22 protein-coding genes are annotated in these 23,719 nt (G+C 64.2%); 8 read left to right on the forward strand and 14 right to left on the reverse strand.

Annotation, left to right across the window (positions count from 1 at the left end; all coding sequences use genetic code 11):
• Position 1: 1 nt before the first annotated feature.
• Positions 2-646: a TetR/AcrR family transcriptional regulator gene (locus HMPREF3087_RS08690; protein ID WP_070428818.1), complete on the reverse strand. Its 645-nt coding sequence runs from the start codon at positions 644-646 to the stop codon at positions 2-4.
• A gap of 110 nt (positions 647-756) precedes the next feature.
• On the opposite strand from HMPREF3087_RS08690, the gene HMPREF3087_RS08695 reads away from it, so the two are divergent.
• Together HMPREF3087_RS08695 and HMPREF3087_RS08700 are read left to right on the forward strand one after the other, a co-directional pair.
• Positions 757-2,403: a thiamine pyrophosphate-binding protein gene (locus tag HMPREF3087_RS08695; RefSeq protein ID WP_070428819.1), complete on the forward strand. Its 1,647-nt coding sequence runs from the start codon at positions 757-759 to the stop codon at positions 2,401-2,403.
• 55 nt (positions 2,404-2,458) lie between these two features.
• Positions 2,459-3,220, forward strand: coding sequence for an SDR family NAD(P)-dependent oxidoreductase (locus HMPREF3087_RS08700; RefSeq protein WP_019174350.1), 762 nt, complete (start codon positions 2,459-2,461; stop codon positions 3,218-3,220).
• Between the two features lie 134 nt (positions 3,221-3,354).
• Here the strand turns inward: HMPREF3087_RS08700 and HMPREF3087_RS08705 are convergent, their stop codons facing one another.
• Together HMPREF3087_RS08705 and HMPREF3087_RS08710 are read right to left on the reverse strand one after the other, a co-directional pair.
• Positions 3,355-5,946, reverse strand: coding sequence for an excinuclease ABC subunit UvrA (locus HMPREF3087_RS08705; protein WP_070428820.1), 2,592 nt, complete (start codon positions 5,944-5,946; stop codon positions 3,355-3,357).
• A gap of 10 nt (positions 5,947-5,956) precedes the next feature.
• Positions 5,957-6,571, reverse strand: a complete 615-nt coding sequence (locus HMPREF3087_RS08710) for a hypothetical protein (protein ID WP_256173084.1) — start codon at positions 6,569-6,571, stop codon at positions 5,957-5,959.
• Positions 6,572-6,665: 94 nt separating this feature from the next.
• Here HMPREF3087_RS08710 and HMPREF3087_RS08715 point away from each other — a divergent pair, with 94 nt between their 5' ends.
• From HMPREF3087_RS08715 to HMPREF3087_RS08740, 6 genes are all read left to right on the forward strand, one after another.
• Entirely contained in the window at positions 6,666-7,931 is a 1,266-nt protein-coding gene (locus HMPREF3087_RS08715; RefSeq protein WP_070428822.1) for a sensor histidine kinase, read from the forward strand.
• On the forward strand, positions 7,919-8,563 hold the full coding sequence (locus tag HMPREF3087_RS08720) for a response regulator transcription factor (RefSeq protein ID WP_070428823.1): 645 nt from the start codon (positions 7,919-7,921) through the stop codon (positions 8,561-8,563). Before HMPREF3087_RS08715 ends, HMPREF3087_RS08720 begins: the two co-directional genes overlap by 13 nt.
• 1 nt (position 8,564) lies before the next feature.
• Positions 8,565-9,623 carry a DUF4097 family beta strand repeat-containing protein gene (locus HMPREF3087_RS08725; RefSeq protein WP_070428824.1) on the forward strand — a complete coding sequence of 353 codons (1,059 nt, stop codon included), beginning with the start codon at positions 8,565-8,567 and terminating at the stop codon, positions 9,621-9,623.
• Between the two features lie 96 nt (positions 9,624-9,719).
• Positions 9,720-11,207 carry an amino acid permease gene (locus HMPREF3087_RS08730; RefSeq protein ID WP_083272115.1) on the forward strand — a complete coding sequence of 496 codons (1,488 nt, stop codon included), beginning with the start codon at positions 9,720-9,722 and terminating at the stop codon, positions 11,205-11,207.
• A 179-nt stretch (positions 11,208-11,386) separates the two neighbouring features.
• Positions 11,387-11,899 carry an isopentenyl-diphosphate Delta-isomerase gene (gene idi, locus HMPREF3087_RS08735; protein WP_070428825.1) on the forward strand — a complete coding sequence of 171 codons (513 nt, stop codon included), beginning with the start codon at positions 11,387-11,389 and terminating at the stop codon, positions 11,897-11,899.
• The gene (locus tag HMPREF3087_RS08740; RefSeq protein ID WP_239233497.1) at positions 11,892-12,635 is read left to right on the forward strand and encodes a ribonuclease FAU-1 family protein; all 744 of its coding nucleotides are present in this window, start codon (positions 11,892-11,894) and stop codon (positions 12,633-12,635) included. Before idi ends, HMPREF3087_RS08740 begins: the two co-directional genes overlap by 8 nt.
• A gap of 604 nt (positions 12,636-13,239) precedes the next feature.
• Here the strand turns inward: HMPREF3087_RS08740 and HMPREF3087_RS10415 are convergent.
• From HMPREF3087_RS10415 to ribD, 11 genes are all read right to left on the reverse strand, one after another.
• Entirely contained in the window at positions 13,240-14,514 is a 1,275-nt protein-coding gene (locus HMPREF3087_RS10415) for an asparaginase (protein ID WP_083272116.1), read from the reverse strand.
• Positions 14,515-14,541: 27 nt separating this feature from the next.
• On the reverse strand, positions 14,542-15,453 hold the full coding sequence (locus tag HMPREF3087_RS08755) for a prenyltransferase (RefSeq protein WP_070428827.1): 912 nt from the start codon (positions 15,451-15,453) through the stop codon (positions 14,542-14,544).
• Positions 15,447-15,845: a lycopene cyclase domain-containing protein gene (locus tag HMPREF3087_RS08760; RefSeq protein ID WP_070428828.1), complete on the reverse strand. Its 399-nt coding sequence runs from the start codon at positions 15,843-15,845 to the stop codon at positions 15,447-15,449. Before HMPREF3087_RS08760 ends, HMPREF3087_RS08755 begins: the two co-directional genes overlap by 7 nt.
• Positions 15,842-16,264, reverse strand: coding sequence for a lycopene cyclase domain-containing protein (locus HMPREF3087_RS10420; RefSeq protein ID WP_083272117.1), 423 nt, complete (start codon positions 16,262-16,264; stop codon positions 15,842-15,844). The genes HMPREF3087_RS08760 and HMPREF3087_RS10420 overlap by 4 nt, the downstream gene beginning before the upstream one ends.
• Positions 16,261-17,853, reverse strand: a complete 1,593-nt coding sequence (gene crtI, locus HMPREF3087_RS08770; RefSeq protein ID WP_070428829.1) for a phytoene desaturase family protein — start codon at positions 17,851-17,853, stop codon at positions 16,261-16,263. The genes HMPREF3087_RS10420 and crtI overlap by 4 nt, the downstream gene beginning before the upstream one ends.
• The gene (locus tag HMPREF3087_RS08775; protein ID WP_070428830.1) at positions 17,853-18,749 is read right to left on the reverse strand and encodes a phytoene/squalene synthase family protein; all 897 of its coding nucleotides are present in this window, start codon (positions 18,747-18,749) and stop codon (positions 17,853-17,855) included. The genes crtI and HMPREF3087_RS08775 overlap by 1 nt, the downstream gene beginning before the upstream one ends.
• A 35-nt stretch (positions 18,750-18,784) precedes the next feature.
• A complete protein-coding gene (locus tag HMPREF3087_RS08780) occupies positions 18,785-20,020 on the reverse strand; it encodes an amidase (RefSeq protein ID WP_070428831.1) in 1,236 nt (411 codons plus the stop codon).
• Positions 20,021-20,159: 139 nt separating this feature from the next.
• A complete protein-coding gene (gene ribH / locus HMPREF3087_RS08785) occupies positions 20,160-20,636 on the reverse strand; it encodes a 6,7-dimethyl-8-ribityllumazine synthase (protein ID WP_070428832.1) in 477 nt (158 codons plus the stop codon).
• Positions 20,636-21,886 carry a bifunctional 3,4-dihydroxy-2-butanone-4-phosphate synthase/GTP cyclohydrolase II gene (locus HMPREF3087_RS08790; protein WP_070428833.1) on the reverse strand — a complete coding sequence of 417 codons (1,251 nt, stop codon included), beginning with the start codon at positions 21,884-21,886 and terminating at the stop codon, positions 20,636-20,638. The genes ribH and HMPREF3087_RS08790 overlap by 1 nt, the downstream gene beginning before the upstream one ends.
• A complete protein-coding gene (locus tag HMPREF3087_RS08795; protein WP_070428834.1) occupies positions 21,883-22,563 on the reverse strand; it encodes a riboflavin synthase in 681 nt (226 codons plus the stop codon). Before HMPREF3087_RS08795 ends, HMPREF3087_RS08790 begins: the two co-directional genes overlap by 4 nt.
• Complete coding sequence (ribD, locus tag HMPREF3087_RS08800) at positions 22,544-23,629, reverse strand: bifunctional diaminohydroxyphosphoribosylaminopyrimidine deaminase/5-amino-6-(5-phosphoribosylamino)uracil reductase RibD (protein ID WP_070428835.1); 1,086 nt, start codon at positions 23,627-23,629, stop codon at positions 22,544-22,546. Before ribD ends, HMPREF3087_RS08795 begins: the two co-directional genes overlap by 20 nt.
• Between the last annotated feature and the right edge of the window lie 90 nt (positions 23,630-23,719).

Genomic DNA, 23,719 nt, shown 5'->3' on the forward strand with positions numbered 1-23,719 from the left:
TTTATTCGTCGGAGGGAATCGGCGGGAGGGGAGTGGCCGTCAGGCGCGGGCCGCGTTCGGTGCAGCCCAGAATCCGCAGGCTCTGCTCGAGGTATTCGCGTTCGAGGTCTTCGACCTGCAGTGGGCCGTCCGGATTCCACCACTGAGGGAGGACATTGCTGATGGCCAGAATGGAGCGGGCCGCGAGGTCGGGGTTGTCGATGTCGAAAACACCCTGCTCTTTGCCAAGGCGGACCTGTTCGTACAGCTGACCGCGGGTGAAGACGCGCAGCTCATCGATCTCAGGCCGGTAGTCCTCGCTCAGGCGCTCTGTTTCGAGCAGCAGAAGCCGGGAGCTTGCGAGGTTCGCGGCCCGGTAGCGCACAAGAACGCGCACAAACACCGCCACGCGGGCAACCGGGTCCGGTTCGGCGGCGTTGAGGGCCTCGTCGATTGCGGTGTTGAACTCTTGGTAGCTGGTGCGGATGAGTTCGAAAAGGGCAGCCTGCTTCGAATCGAAGTAGTAGTAGAGGGCAGACAGGTTCAGCCCCGCCGTGTTGGCGATGTCGCGGATGGATGCACCGTCGAATCCCTTTGCCGCAAATGTTTCCCGCGCGGCGCGCAGAATAGCGTCGCGGCCCTTGAGCTGTTGTCCTGAACGTTTCATAAGCGCCAGGCTATCGTAGGTTCAAACGATCGTTCTGCATACAAAAGGGTCGCTGCCGGGGTACAGTGCAGCGTGCACCATGCGCAGCCGCTGTTACAAAGGAGTCCGCAGTGAAGAACTACGAAGCGATCAGCCGCTTCCTTGCCCACGAACGTTCCGGCAAGCCGCTGTTCGGCCTTATGGGTGATGCGAACCTCGCGTATCTGGGTCATTTCATTGAGCAGACCGACGGTCGCTACATCGGCATGTCAATCGAAGACGCTGTCGTTTTGGCAGCTGACGGCTACGCCCGCTTCTCCGGCGAAGTCGGCATGGCGACTGTCACCTTCGGCCCCGCAATCACCAACGCCATCACCGCACTGACCGAAGCTGCGCGCGCCCGCACACCGCTGGTGCTGCTGACCGGCGACACCCCGGACGTCAATGAGCACTACCAGCGCATCGACATCGCGGCAGTCGCAGCTTTGACAGGTGCCGCCTATGAGCGCTCCTATTCCGGCGCAGATGCAGTGAAGACGATCCACAAGGCCGTTATGCGGGCGCGCGCTCGCCAGCAGCCGGTGATCGTCAACATCCCCTACGCGCAGATGAACGACGAAGTCGACCTGCCCGAACTGCCCGACCTCAGCCAGCCCGCATCGGTGCTCGGCGCGGACTCCGACCGGGTCGAGGACGCTCTGGGCTACCTCATGTCGGCTCGCCGTCCACTGGTCCTGGCCGGACGAGGTGTCATTTCGGCAGGTGCGCGTGATTCTGTTCTGCGCTTTGCCCGCATGATCGGCGCTCCCGTCATGACCTCGCTCATCGCCAAGGATCTGTTCCGCGGCGAACCGGAAAACCTCGGCATCCACGGCACCCTGTCCAACGAAGTCGGCGTTGAATACATGGGCGACGCTGATGTCGTCATCGCCTTCGGGGCGTCACTGAACAACTGGCAGACCGACCACTACCACCTGATGGAAGGCAAGAAGGTCATCCAGGTGGACAGCTGCGCCGAAGCGCTCGGCAAATACGGTCCCGTCGACGTCGCCATCCAGGCGGATGTTGCAGCCGCGGTCGACGCTCTTGCCGGAACCCTGCTGGAAGCCGACCCGGACGCGGACAGTCGCCCGGCACCCAAGTACGTTGCGGCACTTGAGGACCGCCCCCAGCGGGAGGCACTCGATGACTACCGCTCCACCTCGCGCGAAGACCACATTGACGTGCGTGACGCGGCAATGCGGATCAGCACGGCCATCAGCCACGACGGTCAGAAGCAGATCAACCAGGTGTCCGACATCGGCATGTACTTCCCGTCGGTCGTCCAGCACATGGTTGTCGACCCCGGCAGGTGGGACTTCGCCGGCTACTTCGGTGCGATCGGTCTGGCCATCCCCCTGGGTGTCGGTGCGGCCTACGCGGATTCGTCGCGCCCGACGGTCGTGTGGGTCGGCGACGGCGCGGCAATGCACTCGCTCATGGAAGTCTCCACCGCGGTGCGCGACGGCCTGCCGCTGGTGGTCGTCGTGCTCAACGACTCCTGCTACGGTGCCGAGTTCTACAAGCTGGAGAACTTCGGTTCCAAGGGCGAAACCTCGTTCGTCGAATGGCCGTCCTTTGCCGCCATGGCCCGAGGAATGGGCGCTGCCGGGCACACCGTGAGCTCCCTGGATGAACTCGATTCGGTGCTGGGAGAACTCGGCGAAATCACCGCGCCGACCGTCATCGAAGTGGTCACCGATCCGCTGGAGCGCTTCCGTCCCAAGCCCCGTTCGTAAGGTGCATCACTTGCCGCTAAAGTGAGCTGTGCAACACCACAGTGAGGAGATAGCTATGGAAATTCAGGGAGTATCCGCCCTCGTCACCGGCGGCGTGTCCGGTCTTGGCCGCGCGACAACTGAGCGTCTGCTCGCGGCCGGTGCCAACGTCGTCATGATCGATCTCAACGAAGAAGCCGGTGCGAAGGCCGCAGAAGAACTCGGCGAACGCGCCCACTTCGTCAAGGCCGACGTGCAGAACGAAGAGCAGGTTCAGGCCGCTGTCGACAAGGCAGTTGAGCTCGGCCCCCTGCGCATCGTCGTCAACTGCGCCGGTGTGGCGACACCCGGCAAGCTCGTTTCGCGCCGTGGCCCGCTGGAACTCGAGACCTTCAGCAAGGTCGTCGGCATCAACCTGGTCGGCACCGTCAACGTGGCACGTCTGGCAGCTGCGGCAATGCAGCAGGGCGAACCGGACGGCGAAGAGCGCGGCGTCATCATCAACACCGCTTCGGTCGCAGCTTTTGACGGCCAGATCGGCCAGATCGCGTACTCGGCCTCCAAGGGCGGTGTGGCTGCCGTGACCCTGCCGATGGCCCGTGAACTCGCCGAATCGCTCATCCGCGTGGTCACCATCGCACCGGGCATCTTCGAAACCCCGATGATGGCCGGCCTGCCGCAGGAAGCTCAGGACTCGCTCGGCAAGATGGTTCCGCACCCGGCGCGCCTGGGCAAGCCCGCCGAATACGCCCAGCTGGTCGAATCGATCGTGCGCAACCCCATGCTCAACGGCGACACCATCCGTCTGGACGGCGCCATCCGCATGCAGCCGAAATGATGCGCGTGAGCTGAGGTCACCTCAGCTGTGACCGGTCGAGGTGCCGTCCCCGTTTTGGGGAGCGGCACCTCGTCTGTTTTTGGGGCGCGCGTTCTTGTGGGCGGCTGCGCTCCCGTAAGCCGGATTTCCGAGGCTCAGCTCAAGCCGGCTCGTTCGGCCAGAACCTGGGCCGTCACCGAACGCGAATCCGGGCGCAGACCCTGCTGGGCGACCGCCGCTGGCGTCCCGGTGGCCAGAATCTGGCCGCCCTCGTCGCCGGCTCCCGGGCCGATGTCGATGACGTGGTCGGCCTGCGCGACCACCCGGAGGTCGTGCTCGATGACGACCACTGTCGCGCCGTCGTCGACCAGGCGACGAAGCTGGGTGAGCAGAAGGTCCACATCCGCCGGATGCAGCCCCGTCGTCGGCTCGTCCAGGAGGTACAGGTTGTGCTTGCGGCTGGAGCCGCGCTGCATTTCGGAAGCCAGCTTGATGCGCTGCGCCTCGCCGCCTGACAGCTCCGGGGATCCCTGTCCCAGGCGCAGGTAGCCCAAGCCGAGTGCATGCAGGAATTCGACAGAGCGCAGAATTCTCGGTTCTTCGGCGAAGACCTCCAGCGCCTCGTCTACGGTCAGCGCCAAAACATCCGCGATGCTGCGGTCGTTCCACTGCAGTTGAAGGATTTCCGGCTTATAGCGCTTGCCGTGGCAGGCCGGGCAGGTGGTGTACGTGCCGGGCAGGAACACCAGCTCAACTTCGATGCTGCCCGCGCCATCGCACTCCGGGCAGCGGCCCTTTTTCGTGTTGTAGGAAAAGTCCGACACCGACATGCCCCGCCGCTTGGCCTCCGGGGTGTCAGCAAAGAGCCTGCGCACGTGATCGAACAGGCCCGTATAGGTCGCGACGGTTGAACGAACGGTGCGCCCAATCGGCTTCTGGGTGATGTGAACCAGCCGGCGGATCTCATCGACCCCCGCTGCGCTGTCCACTCGGAAATTCCGGGAGTCGTCGGAATCCGCCGTGACCTCAGCATCCGGGTCCTCGTCCGCGGCCTCTTCGGCGCCGACCACCTGCTTGGCCGAGCGGGACGCCACGTCGGCCAGCACCCCGATGACGAGGGTGGATTTGCCGGAACCGGATACTCCCGTGACCGTGGTGAGTGCCCCCAGCGGGAAGTCCACGTCGGCCCCGTCGAAGGCGCGCGCGTGAACACCTCGGAGGCTGATGGATTCACCGGTGCCAGCCGGGGTGTCCGTCAGCTTGGGGAAGTCCTCGTTCAGGGCGGCGGCAGTGGGCGAGCCCAGCTGCTCGGCGTTGGCGCGGAACTGGCCCGTAGGGCCGGAGAACACCAGCTGCCCGCCGCGCTCACCGGCGCGAGGGCCGATATCCACGATCCAGTCGCATCCGGCGACCAGGGACATATCGTGCTCCACCAGAAGCACCGAATTGCCCGCGTCGATGAAGCGCTGCAGCAGCTCGGAGACTGCCTTCCGCTCTACGACGTGCAGGCCGGCCGAGGGCTCATCCAGCACATAGGCCGTGCCGAACAGGCTCGAGTTCAGCTGGGAGGCCAGCCGCAGACGCTGATGCTCGCCGGCAGACAGGCTCCGTGCCGGCCGCGACAGGCTCAGGTGTCCCAGCCCCAGCTCGATCGCCGCGCGGACCGTGGGCAGCACCTGATCCAGCAGCAGCTCTTCGGCCTCGTCGTGCTCGTTCCACTCCTGCTTGGCGATCCCCGCCAGGTGCTCGAGGCGGTCCTCCAACACAGCCAGAACGTCCTTCAACGCCAAGTCGTTGAATTCGTCGATGGCGTAACCCGCGTAGGTGACCAGCAGGGTATCCGGCTGGAAACCGCGGCCCTGGCAGGTTGGGCATGTCGATGAATGCATGAAGGAGAGTACTCGGCGGCGGGTCTTGTCTGACTCCGTTTCCGCCAGGGACTCGGTGAGGTAGGTGGCAACCGAGCGCCATTTGCCCCTATACGACCCCTGCATGGCGTTTTCGTCCCGCACCGGGTGGACGGTGACCACCGGCTGTTCGTCCGTGAACAGAATCCAGTCGCGGTCCTCTTGAGGAATATCTCGCCACGGGACGTCGAGTGGGTAGCCGAGGGTGCCCAGGATGTCTCGGAAGTTCTTACCCAGCCACGCTCCCGGCCACGCGGCGATCGCGCCGTCCCTGATAGACAGGCTGGGATCCGGCACCATTGACTCTTCGGTCGGCCGGTGCACGGTGCGGGTTCCCTGGCACTCGGGGCACATGCCGGCGGTGGTGTTGGGCGAGAAGGCGTCGGAGTCGAGCCTGCCGTATTCCAGCCGTTCGCGCATACCGTCCGGGTAGCTGCCGGAGCGGGAGAAGAGCAGCCGAATGCTGTTTGAGATATTCGAGATCGTGCCCACGGAGGAGCGTGCCCCGCCCAGGGTGGTGGACTGCTGCAGTGCCACCGTCGGCGGCAGGCCCGTGATCGAGCCGACGCGCGGGTTGACCGCGCCGCCGATGAGGCGGCGCGCGAAGGGGGAGACAGACTCCAGGTAGCGCCGCTGCGCCTCGCCGTGGATGGTGCCGAAGGCCAGGCTGGATTTGCCCGAACCCGAAACACCGGTGACCGCCACGAGGGTATCCCGCGGCAGGTCGACGTCGACGTGTTTCAAGTTGTGAAGCTGCGCATCGCGCGCCCGGATCATTGGATCGTCACCCGCACGAGCCGCATTGCGCGGAGCCGAGGGCTCGGATGTGGAGTGAGTCATGGTGGCTACTCTACCCAGCAGACTGCGTCTGCTGCGGAGACTGCGCCTGCCGGGCCTGTTTGGCCTGCTTGGCCCGTTCGGCCTGTCGGCGCAGCACGAGACCGCGGACGGATCCCATGGCTATGAGCGTCAGCGTGAGAACAACCGAGCCCAGCACGGTCGACCACGAAATGTTCGGATCCGCGGGGTTGTGGGTCAGCTGGTAGACGAGTGCGGACATGAGTGACGCGCAGACCGCCGGCACTGTCCAGTACAGCGACAGCCTGGCCGACAGTGAGATGAGCACAATGGCTCCGGCGGGTGCGGCCAGGACTGACACCATCCAGACAGACAGGATCACCAGGCAGGCTACGAGTGCTGAGGGCGGACCGACGTAGCCGTATTCAACTTCCATGGGGTCGTGGTGAATAGCCGACGGCAGCAGCGCCAGCGCCAGCACGCCCAGGGCGATGTCAACCCCGAATGCCACCGTGCCGATCGAATCACCGAACGGTCGCGGTGGCGCAATGTAGCCGAGCGCTTCGAGCACGTGGTACATGCCGAACATGGTCACACCGGCGCTTGCGGCTAAGAAGAAGAGAATCTGCGTGCGAGTTTTGGAGCGCACCGGGGAATGCTGATTCATGCGGTTTACTGTAGAGCGGAAAGTAGGGAAAACCCTCAGTGTTCCTCGGGCTTTCACCATGGGAATCTGATTGCGGCCCCGCAAGGATTGAAGCATGAAATCTCAGACGCGCATCGGCAGCTGGATCAAACCAGCCGGACATCCGGGGCTGATAGGCACAGTGAACCTGCTGGCCTCCGGTTTTGTCTGGTGGACGATCTCCTGCCTGTCCATCTTCCTGTTCTTCGGCGGATTGTCGGCACTGCCGGCTGCCGGTTCCGGCATCATCTTCCTGCTGGCGTGGTTCTACTTTCAGTGGGGCATCAACAGCGTGGAGCGCCACCGCGCTGAATCGATTTACAGCCTGGGCTACCCCAAACCGCAGATGCCGCAGCGTGGACCCGGGTTCACTGAATGGCTTAAGTGGTTGGGCCGGTCGGTCACTTCGGCCGTTTTCTGGCGCGGCACCGCCCATCATTTCCTCAAGTCCTTCACGGGTGCTGTCCTGGGCGGGCTGTCGTTTCTGGCACTCGCCTTTGCCATCGTGTTCTTCGGCATCGCCGTGTCGGACACCATCAGCCAGGAGATCGTTTTCGACAACGTCGACAGGCCGCTGCGTTTTGTACTCGCCGCGGTTCTGACGGTCTTCACCCTGGTCATCCTGTGGTATTCGGCCATGCTTGACCGTGCGATCGACAAGCTGCTGTTGGCGCCGTCGAAAGCTGACACTCTGACACAAGAGGTCACGGCCCTCGACGACGCCCGGCAGGGAGCGGTTGGTGCCGCAGAAACTGAGCGCGCCCGCCTCGAGCGCGACCTTCACGACGGCGTGCAGCCCATGCTGGTGGCCCAGTCGATGAAGATCGGCATGGCGAAGGCGAAACTCGAAACCGACCCCGAAGGGGCCCGCACTCTCATTGCGGAAGCACACGAAGATTCCAAGCAGGCGGTTGCGGAACTGCGCCGTCTGGTGCGCGGCCTGCAGCCGGCCGTGCTGGGCGACCGCGGCCTCGATGCCGCCCTGTCCGGCCTGGCAGCCCAGTCGGTCGTCCCGGTGGACCTCACCGTGAATCTGCCCGGGCGCATCGACCGCGACATCGAGTCCGTCGCCTATTTCGTTGTGGCCGAAGCCCTCACCAACATCAACAAGCACGCGCACGCCACCCGCGCGACTGTGCGGGTCGGCATGACCGCCGACCTTTCCCGACTGCAGATCGAGGTTTCTGACAACGGACGAGGTGGAGCTCACCTCCCGGTGCACGGAAATTCGGGTCTTGCGGGGCTGCGGGACCGGGTGCGGGCTGTGCGCGGCAGCTGGGAATTCTCATCGCCCGAGGGCGGACCCACCGAACTGAAAGTCGAGGTGCCATGCGCATTCTGATTGCCGAAGACTCTGTCCTCCTGCGGGAAGGCCTGGTGCGCCTGCTGACCGATGCCGGCCACGACATCGTCCACACGACGGGTGATGCGACGGATCTGCTCGGCGCGGTCAGCGCCCACGAACCTGATCTGGCGATCGTCGATGTGCGGATGCCGCCGACGTTCACGGATGAGGGCATTCGTGCGGCTGTGCTCATCCGCGCGCAGAACCCGGAAGTTGGAGTTCTCGTCCTTTCCCAGTACGTAGAAGAGCGCTACGCATCAGATCTCATTGCCGACAATTCCGGCGGTTTCGGCTACCTGCTGAAAGACCGCGTGGCAGACGTCAGCGACTTCCTGGAAGCAGTCGACAAGGTCGCTTCCGGCGGCACGGTGCTCGACCCGGAAGTCGTCAGCCAGATCATGGTGCGTTCCCGCCGGGACACGGGAATCGACCAGCTTTCGGCCCGTGAACGCGAAGTTCTGGCACTCATGGCCGAAGGCAAGTCGAACTCGGCCATCGCCTCCGCGCTGTTCTTAAGTGCCGGAGCAGTCGAAAAGCACATTTCGTCGGTGTTCACCAAGCTCGGCCTGTCAGCCGGAGCCGACGACAACCGCCGCATCCTCGCGGTCCTGAAGTTTTTGGGAGCCTGACATGACCACTCAGCCCATGCCGACACCTCGTAATTCCAACCAGCCAGCCCAGCAGCCAGGGCACGAACCTGGCAAGCCCACACCCGCGCGGAAGTCATCGCGCATCGGGTGGAAGATTGCGATCACCATCGCGGCGGTGCTCGCCCTGATCGTGCCGCTCGGCGTTATTGCCGTCACGATGGTGGCATCAGCCAGCTACGAGCACAGAACACAGAACGGCGCGATTCCCGAAGGCATCGACCGGCTCGAAATCAATACGAACCTCGCCGAGGTGATCGTCGTGGATTCCGCGGAGATCGGAGACCGTGACATGCCGCTGGAGTCGCAGGTCACCGGCTGGTTCGACACCCGCTACCGGCAGCACAAGGACTCCAGCACCGGCGCAGGCCCGGTCAAGGTGAAGAAGAGCGGATCGACAGCGGTTCTTGACATCAAACCTCAGAACGTACGGGGAGCCGAGGTGACCATTGGCCTGCCGAAGGACCTCGCCGAAAAGCTGGCGATCGACTTGAAGCTCAGCCGGGGTTCGATCTACGTCGACGGCAAGTACAAAGACATTGCCGCCTCGATACGCGGCGGTGCCGTAGAAGTCGAAGGTGAAGCCGAAAAGCTGGCGATCGACATCAAGGGCGGCGAGGCCGACGTCGACGGAGTCTTCGACGACGCGAGCTTCAAAGTTCAAGGCGGTGAGGTCGGTGCGGAGCATCTCGATGCGAAGAAGAAAGTGTCCGTCAACGTCACCGCGGGAAGCGCTGACCTGCAGCTGGGACCGAATACACAGCCTGTTGAAGGTGTCGACCTCAGTGTGGCAGCCGGTTCCGTCAGCTTGCTGCTGCCCGATCCGAAGGGCATGGAGAACGGGCGTGATTACGTCATCGTCGATGACGGGCAGGCCAACCTGGGCAGCACCACAATCGAAATCGAAGCCAAGCGAGTGGCTGACATGTCAGAAGTCGGTGAGGACATCCCAGTGCACATCAACGCCGGTGTGGGTGACCTTGAAATCGGCTACTGGGATGCCGGTGGAGACTACTCCGAAGAGGACGATTCCGACGAATAAAGCACGGCCGCGGTCGGGGAGGGAGCCCGGCGGCAGCCTTGACTATCTTCGTTGGTGGGCGAATAGTTAAAAGCCCACCAACGAGAGGCTTCATCGATGTCAGGTCATGACAAAAACCGTGTCAGCAGTGTTCGTGTGGAAGACCCGATCCCCAAGGGCGTGCGCGGACACAAGCGGCAGGCGCTCAAGCGCAGCATCAAGAGCCGTCACATGTTCATGATTGCGCTCGCCGGGGTCATCGGCACGGGACTGTTCCTGGGCACGGGTGATGTCATCAACCGTGCTGGTCCCGGCGGGACGATCGCCGCGTATGTTGTCGGTGGTTTCCTCCTGTGGCTGACCATGTCGTGTCTGGGTGAAACGTCGTCGGTGATGCCGGCCTCCGGGTCTTTTCAGGCGCACGCCACAAAGCTCCTAGGGCCCGGGACGGGATTCACGATCGGCTGGATCTACTGGCTGTCGTGGGCAAGCTTCATCGGCCTGGAGTTCTTGGCGGCCGGCATTGTCATGAAGTTCTGGTTCCCGGATGTTCCAACGGCGGTGTGGTCCGGTGTGTTCATCGTCGTGCTGTTCGTCATCAACCTGTTCAGCGTCCGCGGCTTCGCGGAGGTTGAATCCGGTTTGGCGTTCGTCAAGGTCGCAGCGGTTGCCGCGTTCATTGTGATCGGCGGCCTGGTGCTTGTCGGCTTGGTCGGCATGGACGGCGAAACCCGCCCCAGGTGGGACAACTTCTACGCAGACGGCGGTTTCTTCCCCACGGGGATCGGTGCGGTTCTAGCCGCGATGATGACGGTCATCTACACGTTCATGGGTTCGGAAGTCATGGGCGTTGCAGCTGGCGAGGCGGAAAACCCCGCCAAAGCGGTCCCCAAGGCGGTGCGGACGATCGTGTTCCGTCTGGTGTTTCTGTACTTGGGCGCTGTTGTCATCCTCATTGCGCTCATCCCGTGGCGTCAGGCGGGGCTTTCTGAAAGTCCGTTCGTCACGGTGTTCGAAGCGATCGGCATTCCCTTTGCCGCGGACATCATGAACTTTGTCGTGTTGGTGTCGATCCTGTCGGTGGGCAACACCGGTCTGTACATGTGTTCGCGCATCCTGTGGTCACTTGGCCACGACGGGCATGCGCCGAAGTTCTTCACGCGCACACTCAAGAACGGTTCGCCCTATGGTGGGCTGATCTTCACGATGGTGTTCGGGCTGCTGTCGCTGCTGTCGAGCTTCGTTGCGGAGGACACGCTTTTCGTGTTCCTCATGTCGGTCTCCGGCATCGGCGGTGCGCTGTCGTGGATCACGATTGCGCTCACCCAGTACTCGTTCCGCATCAAGTTCGTGAAGTCCGGTGGGGACGTCAAGCAGCTTCCTTACCGGGTGCCGCTGTTCCCGGCGGTGCCGATCCTCGTGGTGCTGCTCAATCTGGCTGTGTTCGTCGGCATGGCGCTCGATCCCACCCAGAGGCTGTCGCTTGTCATCGGCTTGGGCGTGGTGCCGGTCTGCTATGGCGTGTACTGGCTGTTCATCCGTCCGCGCGAGAAGCACTTGCCGTCCGCCGAAATGGACGTCCGGCTGCCAGCTGAAAAGGTGTAACGGCTGCTGGCCGGGAGCCTGGGAGGTTCCGGTACCTGCCGAGGTGCCGGTGGTTGCCGAGGTGCCCTCCACCTCGTCAGTGATGCTCCGGTTGAACTGCTGGCCGGATAGTCGTGTCAGTGCCAGCCGATAGGGTGAGAACATCAGCCGCAAGGTCCGCCAGCCCAAGGAGTGTCCGCATGACGGAGTACGTTGTTCTTCTCGATGAAGACGGCAAGCCCATTGGTGAGGCTGACAAGGCTGTTGTGCACACTGCTGACACCCCGCTGCACTTGGCGTTTTCGTGTTTTCTGTACAACGACTTGGGCCAGGTGCTTATGACTCGACGGGCACTGGGCAAGGCCACGTGGCCCGGTGTGTGGACCAATTCCTTCTGCGGGCATCCCGCGCCGGGGGAATCGTTCACAGCAGCCATTGAAAGGCGCGCTGCGCAGGAACTGGGCACCAAGGTTGTTGAGGTCACCGAGATCCTGCCGGACTTTAGGTATCGGGCGATTGACGCATCGGGTGTTGTCGAAAACGAAATCTGCCCCGTGTTTTCGGCGAAGATCGACGGCGAGCTTCTGCCGGTTACTGACGAAGTCATGGATTTTGCATGGATTGATCCTGATGCGCTGACGGATGTTCTGCGCCAGGCGCCTTTTGCCTTCAGCCCGTGGGTGGTTGAGGAATGGGCGCAGCTGCGTGGCTGAGATTCTCAATTCGGTTCGGGTTCGCCAGCATTCTGGTCCGCTCGATCCGCTGGGGCCATTTGCTGTTCCCCATCCGGAAGGCAGGGGAGTGGGCCAGGCACCGTTTTTGTCCCGCGGTTCGCTTCTGAACTGGCGGTTCAGGCGGCACGATTTTGAAGCCCACGGCACCGAGGTAGTCCAGCCGGTGCGCGTTGTTCAGCATGATGAGCGCGGTCTGGTTGTGTGGCTTGCCGGCGGTACTCCGACGGTCGACAGCCGTTTTGCCGGCCGCGAGGACGTCAATCTGCACGACCTGGGCTACGCCGAGCGTTTTTCACCTTCGGCCACTGACCGTGTCAGCTATCGGCGGCACTGGCACGGCACGGGTGTGCTGCGGATTGTGCCTGCGGGCATGCCGTTTTCCGTGTGGCTGTTCTGGGCGGGAACGGGCGAGTTCCGCAGCTGGTACATCAATCTGGAGCACCCGCACACCCTTGCAGGGGATTCCCTTTTCACTGCGGATCACGTGCTCGACATCCTGGTGCGCCCGGACGGGACGGTGGAAGAAAAAGACCGCGACGAACTGGAAGCCGCCGTCCGCTTCGGTCAATGGGATGACGGCATTGCCGCGGCGATCGAAGCCGAAAAGCGTCTGGCTCTTGACCAGATGCGCTCCGGTCACTGGGCTTTTGACAGGGATTGGACGCTGTTCCAGCCCGATCCCTCGTGGACCCTGCCGCCCGCCCCGAAGCTGTAAACGCGCAGCTGTAAACGGCACTGGGCGCTGATGCCGTCGCCGTCTGCTGTCCCTCCACTCTGTAAACCGCGTTGTCAGCGCTTGTCGCTGGGCTGGTTTTGCCCTCTTGCCAGTGCAGATTTGCGCTTTAATGCAGAGTCACGCGTTGTTGCGGCGCATTTACGCGTGAGTCTGCATTAGCGCGTGAGTCTGGGGTGGCGTGGGTGGTGCGTCTGCATTAGCGCGTAAATCTGCATTACTGCGTGAGTCTGATGTGGCGTAGGTGGAGTTGGGTTTGGCGGGCGAGGTGGAGCTGGTCTTCGGGTGTTTTCTGTCGGGCCGGGTTCGCCCTCTTGTGGGCGCAGATTTGCGCTTTAGTGCAGAGTCACGCGTTGTTGCGGCGCATTTACGCGCAAATCTGCATTACTGCGTGAGTCTGGTGTGGTTTGGGTGGTGCCGTGTTTGGTGGGCGAGGTGGAGCTGGGCTGCGCGTGTTTTCTGTGGGGCCGGGTTCGCCTGTTTGTGGGTGCAGTTTCACGCTTTAGTGCAGAGTCACGCGTTGTTGTAGCGCATTAACGCGTAAATCTGCATTAGCGCGTGAGTCTGGTGTGGGTGGTGAGCTGCATTAGCGCGTGAAACCGGGGCGGAAGGGAGCGAAAGCCGCCTCGACGCCAGCACGAACGTCAGCGCCAACGTCACCACCGGCGCCAACGTCACCACCGGCGCCAGCCCCACCAACAGCCAGGGCTAGCCGCAGCTGCAGCCTTGCCTTATAGGGGTCGAGCACACCCGAGGGCACAAGTCCCATCTTCTGCAAACCGATTTCAGCTCCGGGATAGCCGTAGGTGTTCTCCAGCGCAGACCCCGAACCCGTGCGCGACGAGTACACCACCGGCATCTGCTGAGAAAGCCGCTCAACCGCAGGAAGCGCCGACTGCGGCACGTGCCCACCGCCGACACCGGCAAGGACACAGCCGGCATACCCGGCATCGGCAACCCCATCGAGAATCGCCAGCGAATCACCCAAGCCAACGGCAATAACAGCCACCTGAGGGAAAACGTCGTCGCTGGTCAGGCCGGGGAACTGGGGACGAGGTGCCGCCCCGGCCGCTCCTGCCACTCCGGCTGGCCGCGCCTCACCTCCGGCTGCCGCTGCATCTCCAACTGGCTGCGCTTCGCCGCCGGCTGCCGCCACACCATCGGCCCCCACAGCACCAGCCAAACCGCCACAGCTGCCCGCCGGAACATGTGGCAGGATGACGCGGTCTTCGCTTACCCAGCCCAGCGGCCCAGCAGAAGGCCCGGAGGAAAAAGCGTGGATGAAGCTCGTGTGGTCTTTGCGCACAAAAACGGGATCGTGGATTTCATCGGCCATCACCAAGGCGCTCGCCAGGCCCCGGACCTGCGGCGACAGTGCCGCAATGACAGCCGCCCGCACATTCGCAGGGCCATCGGCGCCGGGCAATGACGGGTTGCGCATGGCCCCAGTGACCACAATCGGGATGCCCGAATCGTTGATCTGCGACAGCACAAACGCGGTTTCCTCAAGCGTGTCGGTGCCCTGCGTGAGAACAACTCCGACAGCCCCTTCACTCGCAGCCGCCCGCGCCGATTCCACGACGCTCACCAGGTGCTCGACCGTAATCGAGCCGGAACCGACCTGCGCCACCTGCTCGAACGTCAGCTGCAGACTGGATGACGAGGCGCCTGCTCCCCGGCCGCCTTCCTCACCCGCCTGCCCCGCGGGCGAGGTGGCGTGCCCGGCCACAGCATCGACGTCAATCGTGTCGAGACGGGCGGCGCGCGCAATGTCTTCGCCGGAAACGCTGGGAGAAACTCCTCCGGACTCGGTGGGAACAGACGCAATCGTTCCGCCCAGGGCGGCAATGTGGATCCTCATGCCTCCACAATAGGGCCCGCGGCACCCCTACAGCAGAGCGCCCGCCAGCAACACTATCGTCAGCACGAAGCCCGCCCCGTAGTTCAACCACAGGAAAACCTGCCAGCCGGAACGCGTCCGCTCCGCCGAGGCATCATCAATGCTCAAAAACCGCACCGCATTGGCGGTATAGGCCAGCCCGACGACCGCCATGATGTCCAGCGGGAACGGGGTAAGACCCATCAGCACGGCCGCCGCCGCGTACAACCCCACCGCCACAGCGACCGTTCCGCGTGCGCCGAATGCCGTGGCGATCGACTTGAGGCCGGCTTTGCGGTCGGGCCCGATATCCTGCACCGCGCCGAACGCCTGGCTCGCCATGCCCCACAGGAAGAACGCGATGAGCCCCAAGACTCCCGCTGCACTCACACCAGAGCCCAACAGTCCCGAACCAGCACCGGCCCCAACACCAAAGACACCACCAGCACCCCCGGCCAGCAGCGTCACGGCGAACCAGGCGGGCGTAGAGAAGTGCAGGGAGCTGGTCACGGAATCCAACACGGGGATTTCTTTGAACCGAAGGCCCCTCGCCGAGTACGCGACAACCGCGAACAGGCTGAAAACCAGCATCGCCTTGGCCACCCATGGCGCCGTCACCAGGAAATACAGCACGAACGGCAGACAGCTGAAGACGGCCGCAAGAAGGGTCGGCCGGTGCAGTGCGGGGTCGAGCACACTGCCTTCTACACCGCCTTTGCGCGGATTGCGCATGTCTGATTCGTAGTCGAAAACGTCGTTGATCCCGTACATGGCCAGGTTGTAGGGCACCAGGAAGAACAGGCATCCCAACCAGAAATCCAGGCTCAGCCCGCCGCCCATCAGCAGGTACGCCGCCCCGAACGGGTAGGCCGTGTTGACCCAGCTGAGCGGGCGGGATGACAGGAAAAGGTGCTTCAGCACTGCTCGTCACCACCGCCAAGGCGCCTGTCACCATCACTGCCGAGGCGCCGCTCACCACCACTGACGAGGCGCCGCTCACCACCGCCGCCACGGGCGGCTTGGTCTGTTCTCGGCCGGAGCAGGTGAGCCCAGAGTGCCGGCAGGACGAGCACCGCGAAGACCGTGTAGGAAAGGTCTTCGATCGGCATGAGCCCAATCGTGATGCCTGACGATGTTTCCGGCGAATAGTAGAACAGTCCAACACCGATCATGATGTTGTCGAAGATGACCGTCAGGGCAATGAGCACTGCTGCCGTCAGCAGCCACGGGCCAGTGGGAATGCGCTTGCGGGCGCTCCACGCAAGAAGTGCTGCGGGTATGAGGAAGCAGGCGTTGAGAAGCGTGTACGTCACGGCTGCCTCGCTTCCCGACCAGGTTGGTGACCGGCCTCCCGACCAGGTTGGTGTCCCGGCTGTCGACCGGCACCTCGTCCGGCCCTCCATTCAGCCAGCTTCGCGGCCCCGACGAAAACGTTGATGGTCAGCCACACCAGGAAGAACAGGAACAGCAGCTCTTCCATCGGCAGGTGCGGAGCCAGGTTGATGCCCGTCATGTAGGGCGAATCGCCTCGGAAGAACACGTCCAGTTCAATACCGAGAATGTCCCACAGCAGGAACACGGCCCACACGCCGAAGTGCACTCCGGCGGTTCGGGCCCACACCCCAGCTGATTTGCTGCGCAGCGCGGCACCCCAGAACAGGCCGTGGCGAAAGTCGAGGATCGCCATGCCCAGCAGCGAAAAGCAGAGCGCTCCCGCGTAGGCCCAGCTCATGTGCGCTCCAGCAGGTCGACGGCGTTTTCAGCGCTGATAAGGCACATGGGCAGGCCCACGCCCGGCGCTGTGTAGGCGCCTGCGTGCACGAGCCCGCGCGCACGCGCCTTCTGCGGGAAGCGGAACATCGCCGACTGCGACAGCACATTCGCCGGCCCGAGAGCCGATCCGCGCCGCGGGTCGATATCGCCGGGACCAAAAGCCCGACGCACCCGCAGGTGCGCGGCCAGATCAACGCCGATGCTCGCGCCCAAAGAGTCAATGATCCGGTCGGCGTACTGCTCAAGCAGCTGCGAGCCGGTGCGCAGTTGTGGGTCAGCTGGGGCCGGCACCAGCACAAACAGGTTCTCCGAGTCCGCCGGAGCCACAGAAGCATCCGTACGCGACGGTACACACACATAGGCCGACGCCGGCTGCGGCAGACGCTTGTCCGACCCGAAGATCTGCGTGAAATTGCTGTCCCAGTCAGATGTGAAGAACAGGTTGTGGTGGTGCAGCTGCGGCAGCTTCCGGTCAACACCCAACAGCAGCGTGACCGCGCCGATGCCGTAATCGCGCCGCGCCCACCACTGCTGACTCCGCGTCCGCAGCCGCTGGGGCAGCAGAGCCTCGAACGCCTCAAGATCACAGGCCGCAACAACTGCGTCACTGTCGAAGTCGACAACAGAACCTGAACCGCGCGAGCCGGCCTCCACCTCGTCAGCACTCGGAACGTGAGCACCCTGGCCAGCCGCACCCGGCACATCAGCCGAACCACAGCGGGCCGTCACACCGACAACCCGCCTGCCCTGCGTGCGCACCGCCGTCACGGTGCAGTCGGTGCGAATGTCCACACCCAACCGGACCGCCGCCTGAGCCATCGCGGTGATGATGGTTCGCATTCCGCCCATGGGGTAGCGCACACCGTCGACAACATCGAGGTTCGTCATGAGGTGATACATACTGGGCGCGGTTTTCGGCTGTGTGCCGAGGAACACCGCCGGATAGCCCAGGATCTTCTGCAGCACGGGGTCGGTCACCGTCTGCTCAATCCGCCGCTGCATGGACTGGCCGAAAAGCCGCGGCAGCCGGGGGAGTCGGGCCAGCACATCGGGCCGGGCAAACCGGGTGTAGTCCCGGGTAGTGAAGTTTGTGTAGAGGAAGTGCTCGAGCGCCAGCCGGTACGTGTCCGAGGCCGATTCCACGTAGCGGCGCACCCGCTGAGCCGCACCGGGTTCGCGCTGGCTCACCAGCCGCAGGAAGGGCTCGGTTCCACGGGGCACATCAACTGCCGAGGTGCCGCTCCCGCTGTCTTGCAACCGTTCGGCTTCTAGCAGGCCCTCAGGCCAGACCCGGAATCCCGGGTCGAGGTCGTGCAGGTCGAGGGGATTGTCTTGGCCCAGCAGGCTGAAGAAGCGGTCGAACACCTCCGGCATGAGGTACCACGACGGTCCCGTGTCGAAGGCAAAACCAGCTTCCGTGTGCAGGCCGGCCCGCCCACCGACTTCGCTGCGGGATTCCAGGAGTGTGACCTTCCAGCCGCGCGCGGCAGCCAGCGCCGCTGTGCCCAGGCCGGCAATACCTCCGCCGACGACCGTCAGTGAGCGCATCAGGCACCTGACCAACCGCGAACCGCGGCGGCTCGGGCTGCGAAAACAGCCTTGCGCGGTGCAGGGATACGCAGGCGGGTCCGCTGGAGTTCATCGACGGGAGTCGCCGCCACCCGTTCGGCGAGTTCTTCGAAGATGCCCAGCGCGGTGCCGACTGCGGTGCGCACGCGCCACGGCAGCAGCGGCATGGCTTTACGCGCCGCGGCAAAATCTGCCTGAATAATGTCCAGCTGGCGGGCTTTTTCCTCTTCTGTGAACTTGCCTTCGCTGTCCAGCAGGTAGGTTCTGCCGAGTTCAGCCGTGTCGGACCCAAGGTCGCGCAGGAAGTTGACGCGTTGGAAGGCCGCGCCCAGACCTCGTGCGCCGTCTTCCAGGATCGGCTGTTCTTCCGCGGTGGGGTTTTCGTCTTCCATGAAAATCGCCAGGCACATCAGCCCGATCACTTCCGCCGAACCGTGAATATAGGAATCCAGCGAAACCGGCGAATGGTGTTCGGGCCGGATGTCGCGGTACATGGACGAAAAGAACGGGTCCCACAGTTTCGGCCCGATCCCGGTGCGCCGCGCGGTGTCCGCAAAAGCGTGGGCTATGAGGTCAGACGAAAACCCGGTGCGGCACGCTTCAGCTATCCGCAGTCGGAAGTCATCGAGAGCCTCCGCCTGCGCGGCGGGGCCGGCGGGGTAGGCGCCGTCGACGATTTCATCGGCAATCCGCACCACCGCGTAGAGGCTTGCGATGCTGCGCTCCATACGCTTTGGCAGCAGTGATGCGGCAAAGGAGAACGATGTGGAATAGGACCGGATGACAGCCGAAGCCGCACGGTAGGCGGTCCGGGTGTATCGCTGGGTGGGCGGCAGCAGGTCGAGCGTCCTGCCGCGTGAAAAGGGCAGTGTCATTCAGGCAGAGTCATTCATGGTGTCAGGCGGTCTGCTCAGTTGGCTTCAGCCTTCAGTCGGCGTTCAACCTCAGCGGCCACCGCGAGCACGGTTGCGTCTTCGCCGGGTTTGCCGGCAATGTGCAGGCATGCGGGTGCACCGCTTTCGTACTTGCGGCCGGTGGGGATGGTGATGGCGGGCCAGCCGAGCACGTTGAACAGCTGGGAGTAGCGGACAAAGGCCGGGCGGGCATCGGGCCCGATGCTGTCCCACGGGACGGTTCCGCCGTCCAGCGCGGGCGACACAATGACGTCGACATCAGCGAACTGAGCCAGAGCGCGCTCACGCAGAGCCTCAACATCAGCCAAAGCCTGCTGGTAGTCGGCTTCAGAAACATCGGCAGACTGTTTGACCCGGTCGAGAACACCGGGGGTAAAGGCTTCTGGCTGGTCTTCGGCCAGCGGGCCCAGAATCCGGAATGACTCGTACTTGCGAACAGTGTCATACAGCGCACCGGACTCTTCGATGAACGGTTCGAGGTCCACCGGTTTCGTCGTATCGAGGTAGTCAGCACCGTCCTCAATCCAGTGCGGTGTGCTCAGTTCGAACGTGCCGACCGCGACCGATGCGGGCGCACCTGCCGAAAAGTCCACAACAGCCGAGAACACCCGGACTGCTTCGCTGACGGTGCGGGTGAAGAAGCCAAGGGTGTCGAACGACGGTGACAGTGGGAAAACACCGTCGGTGTTGACCGCACCCAGCGTGGGTTTGAAGCCGACAACACCCTGACATCCAGCGGGAACACGCACCGATCCGGCGGTGTCGGAGCCGACGGCAAAGGGAACCGCCCCGGCGGCCACGAGCGCGGCCGAACCGGAAGACGAACCGCCGGTGCACAGCTCAGCACCCGCGGGATTGACCACAGTGCCGAAAGCAGAGTGCTCACCGAAAATACCGTGCGAAAACTCCTGGCAGTTGGTTTTGGCCACCGGGATCGCACCTGCGGCCATGAGCCGCTCGATGACATCGGCGGTGCCGGTCGTCGCATCCGGGTGGCTCAGAACGTCCACGCGCGAACCCATCGAGGTGGGGGTCCCGGCAATGAACACGATGTCCTTCACGGCAAACGGCTGGCCTTCCAGCGCTCGCGGTGGAAGGTCTTCGGCGGCGCGCTGCGCGGCTTCGCCAGCGCGCTCGCGGGCAAGTTCCGGCAGCATTTCGGTGACGGCGTTGAATCTGTCTCCGGCAGATGCCACTTCGCGGAGGATGCGATCAATGTCGGCAACAGTCACTTCTACTCCCTCGACGGTCAGACCAGTCCTGCTAAGGATAGCCGGCCCAGCCGCCGGCACCTCGGCACCTGGGCCGGTGCTGTGGCGACCGGCACCTCGGCAGCAGTACAGCCAGCCGAGGCGCCAGCCGCCCCGAAGTTCAGCGCAGCCCGCGCAGCGCGTCGGCCGTGGCCAGCGCTGCGGTTGCGGCCTCGTATCCCTTGTCTTCGTTCGAACCTTCCAGGCCGGCCCGGCCGAGGGCCTGCTCTTCCGTGTCGCATGTCAGCAGGCCGAAGCCCACGGGTTTGCCGGAATCGAGCGCCACGCGCGCCAAGCCGTCGGTGGCGGCAGCACACACGTAGTCGAAGTGCGGGGTGCCGCCGCGAATGACAACACCGAGGGCAACAACGCAGTCGTACTTTTCGGCGGCAGCCTGGGCTGCGATCGGCAGTTCAAACGAGCCCGGCACCCAGTGGACGGGTGCGTCGATGCCGGCTTCCGCTGCGGCGCGCTGGGCACCGGCCACAAGCCCGCCCATCACCCGGTCGTGCCAGCGTGAGGCGATGATTGCCATGCTCAGCGGGCCCGCCTCAACTGCCGTGCGGGGTGAGATTTCGGGTGCTCCGTGTCCTGCCATCAGAGTGTCCTTTCCAGAAGGTGCGACATCCTGTCGCGTTTGGCTGCCAGGTAGGCGATGTTTTCCGGCCGCGGGGCAACTTCGGCATCCACGCGGCTGATGTCGATGCCCTTCTGCTGCAGCGCGGTGATTTTTGTGGGGTTGTTCGTCATGAGCCGCACCGAGTGCAGCCCCATATCGGCAAGGATTGCCGCGACGGCGTCGTATTCGCGGGCATCAGCGGCAAAGCCCAGTCGGGTGTTAGCGTCCACCGTGTCCAGACCGGTGTCCTGCAGGGAATACGCGGCGATTTTGGCGGCCAGCCCAATGCCGCGGCCTTCGTGTCCGCGCACGTAGATGACGTGCCCGCCGACTGTCGCAATTGTGCGCAGCGCTTTGGCCAGCTGTTCGCCGCAGTCGCAGCGGTGCGAACCGAAGACATCGCCCGTCAGGCACTCGGAGTGCACGCGCACAAGAGGTGCTGCATCCGCGGTCGGTGGGCCGCTGAGCACCAGGTGGTCGGTTCCGTCGAAGGTGTAGGCGGTTGCCGTGAGCGTCCCGAAGTCAGTCGGCAGGGGAACCGTCTCTCCGCGTACGAGGCGCCGCTCGGCTCCGTCTTCCTCCGCGGCTTCCGGAATCGGCGTCATGGGGGCGTTTGGGTTGGCTTTGCGGTAGGCGATGAGGTCGGCGATCGTGACCATGGCCAGGCTGTGTTCGCGAGCGAATTCGGCCAGTGCCGCAAAGCGCATCATGGAACCGTCGTCGTGCACGATTTCGGCGATGACAGCCGCGGGGCTGCGGCCTGCCAGGCGGGCGAAGTCGAGGCCGGCTTCCGTGTGGCCGTCGCGGGCGAGCACCCCGTCATCCTGCGCGATAAGCGGGAACAGGTGGCCGGGCCGGGTGAGGTCTTTCGCGCGAGTCCCAGGCTCTGCCAGGAGGCGCGCGGCGGTGCTGCGATCGGCCGCGCTGATGCCGGTCGTTGTGCCTTCCTTCGCGTCGACGCTCACGGTGTAGGCGGTGTCCTTGGGGTCTTCGTTGTGCGCCGTCATGGGCGGCAGCGCCAGCCGCTTTGCGGTTTGGGCGGGAATGGGGGCGCAGACAACACCCGATGAGTACCGGATGATGAATCCCATCCATTCGGGCGTCACGGCGTCGGCCGCCATGATGAGGTCGCCTTCGTTTTCGCGGTCTTCGTCATCGACGACGACAATCGGGCGGCCCGCCGCGATCTGCTGGATCGCGTATTCAATAGAGGCCAGGTTGGCGGTCATGGCTGGTCCTTTCCTGCTGTGAGGGCTGTGAATTCGGCGCGGCGTTCGGCGTATTTCGCCAGAATGTCGACCTCGATGTTGATGGGATCACCAGGTTTGACCTGGCCGAAGATTGTGCGTTCAAGGGTTGCTTCGATCAGTCCGACTTCCACCCAGTGCTCATCAGCATCGGCGGGGCTGACGGCGGTCAGGGTGAGGCTCGTGCCGGACAGGCTGATGGAGCCCTTCTCCACGGTGTAGGGCGCAAGATCTGCGGGAATGTTCACGCGCACTGTGCGCCACAGGCCGTTGTTCTCAACGGAAGCCACGCGCCCCACGCCGTCTACGTGGCCTTGCACAATGTGCCCGTCAAAACGGCCGCCCGCGGGCATACAGCGTTCGAGGTTCACCGGATCACCCGGCTGCAGTGTGCCAAGGGAGGAGCGGCGCAGAGTCTCGCCCATGAGCAGGGCACGGAAGGTGCCTTCGGGCTGGTGGCCGGCCGGCACCTCGTCCTTTTCCTCTGCCTGTTCGGCAGCCAAGGGTGCCGAGGTGAGGCACACCCCGTTAACCGCAAGCGAACCTCCCGGCGGAAGGTCGGCAACGATAGGCCCGGCCTCCAGGGTCAGATAGGCGCTGTCGCCAGCCTGCTTAAGCGATACGACGGTTCCGACGTGCTCAATGATTCCGGTGAACATGGTGTCCTTTCTCATCCGGGGCCAGGCGCAGCAGAACGTCTGCGCCGAGAATCTGTGGGTTGGGATGGGCCGCACTGGCGGGATCGAGGGTGAAGGCGTGCGCGTCAAGCAAAGTGGTGACATTCAGCCCGGTGGTGCTGCGCAGGCCGTCGCCCAAAAGCACGGGCGCCTGATACACCAGGAGTTCGTCGGCCAGACCGCGGCCAATAAAGCTGCTCACCAGCCGGGGGCCGCCCTCAACAAGCAGATGCTCGACACGGGCCGCTTTCAGCTTGGTCAGCGCCTCGTCGATTGTTTCGGCCGCGATGGTCTGCGGGTTCTGCGCCAGGTGGCTTTCCGGCGGCAGGGGGCGGCGGCCGATGACCACCGGGATCGGCTGGGAGGTGACCGCGGCAGTCTCCAGGCGGGCGCTCAAACGCGGATTGTCGGCAAGCGCGGTGCCGGTGCCCACGGCAATCGCATCGACCTTCGCGCGAATCCCGTGCGCGTGGGAGCGGGCCTCTTCACCCGTGATCCACTGGCTTGTGCCATCGGCCGCAGCGGAACATCCGTCAAGGCTCTGGGCAATTTTGCACGTGATGAACGGCCGGCCCGCCCGCACCGCCTGAAGCCAGCGCGCATTGAGAGCCTCGGCTTCAGCTGCCAGCACACCGGTCGTCACAGCAATGCCTGCCGCGCGCAGAACATCCGCCCCGCCGCGGGCCGCCGGGTTCGGATCGGCTGCGGCGATGACGACGTGGGTGATTCCAGCGTCGATGATCCGCTGAGTGCACGGGCCGGTGCGGCCGGTGTGCGAACACGGCTCCAGCGTCACGACCATCGTCGCGCCACGAGTGTCAACGCCGTTGGCCTGAGCGAAGTCGAGTGCGGCAGCTTCAGCGTGGGCTGTGCCAGCACCGGCGTGAAAGCCCACGATCGGACCGGAGTGCAGCGGTAGGAGAACAGCGCCGACAAGGGGAGTGGCGCCTCGTGAGCCGTGTGCGGCGTACTCAAGGGCAGCCCGCATGGCCTGCTCGTGGGTCAGGCCGGTGGCATCAGGCAGAAGAAAAGCCGCCTGGACTTCCATGTGAACCTCCCGGTACAGCCGGGAGATGGGAGTCCACAGTGGCGCTGTGGGTTCGCGGAAGGCACGCCGGGTACGCCGACAGCGCCTGCG

The organism is Brevibacterium sp. HMSC22B09 (assembly GCF_001806795.1).
In the GTDB taxonomy this organism is placed as follows: domain Bacteria; phylum Actinomycetota; class Actinomycetes; order Actinomycetales; family Brevibacteriaceae; genus Brevibacterium; species Brevibacterium ravenspurgense.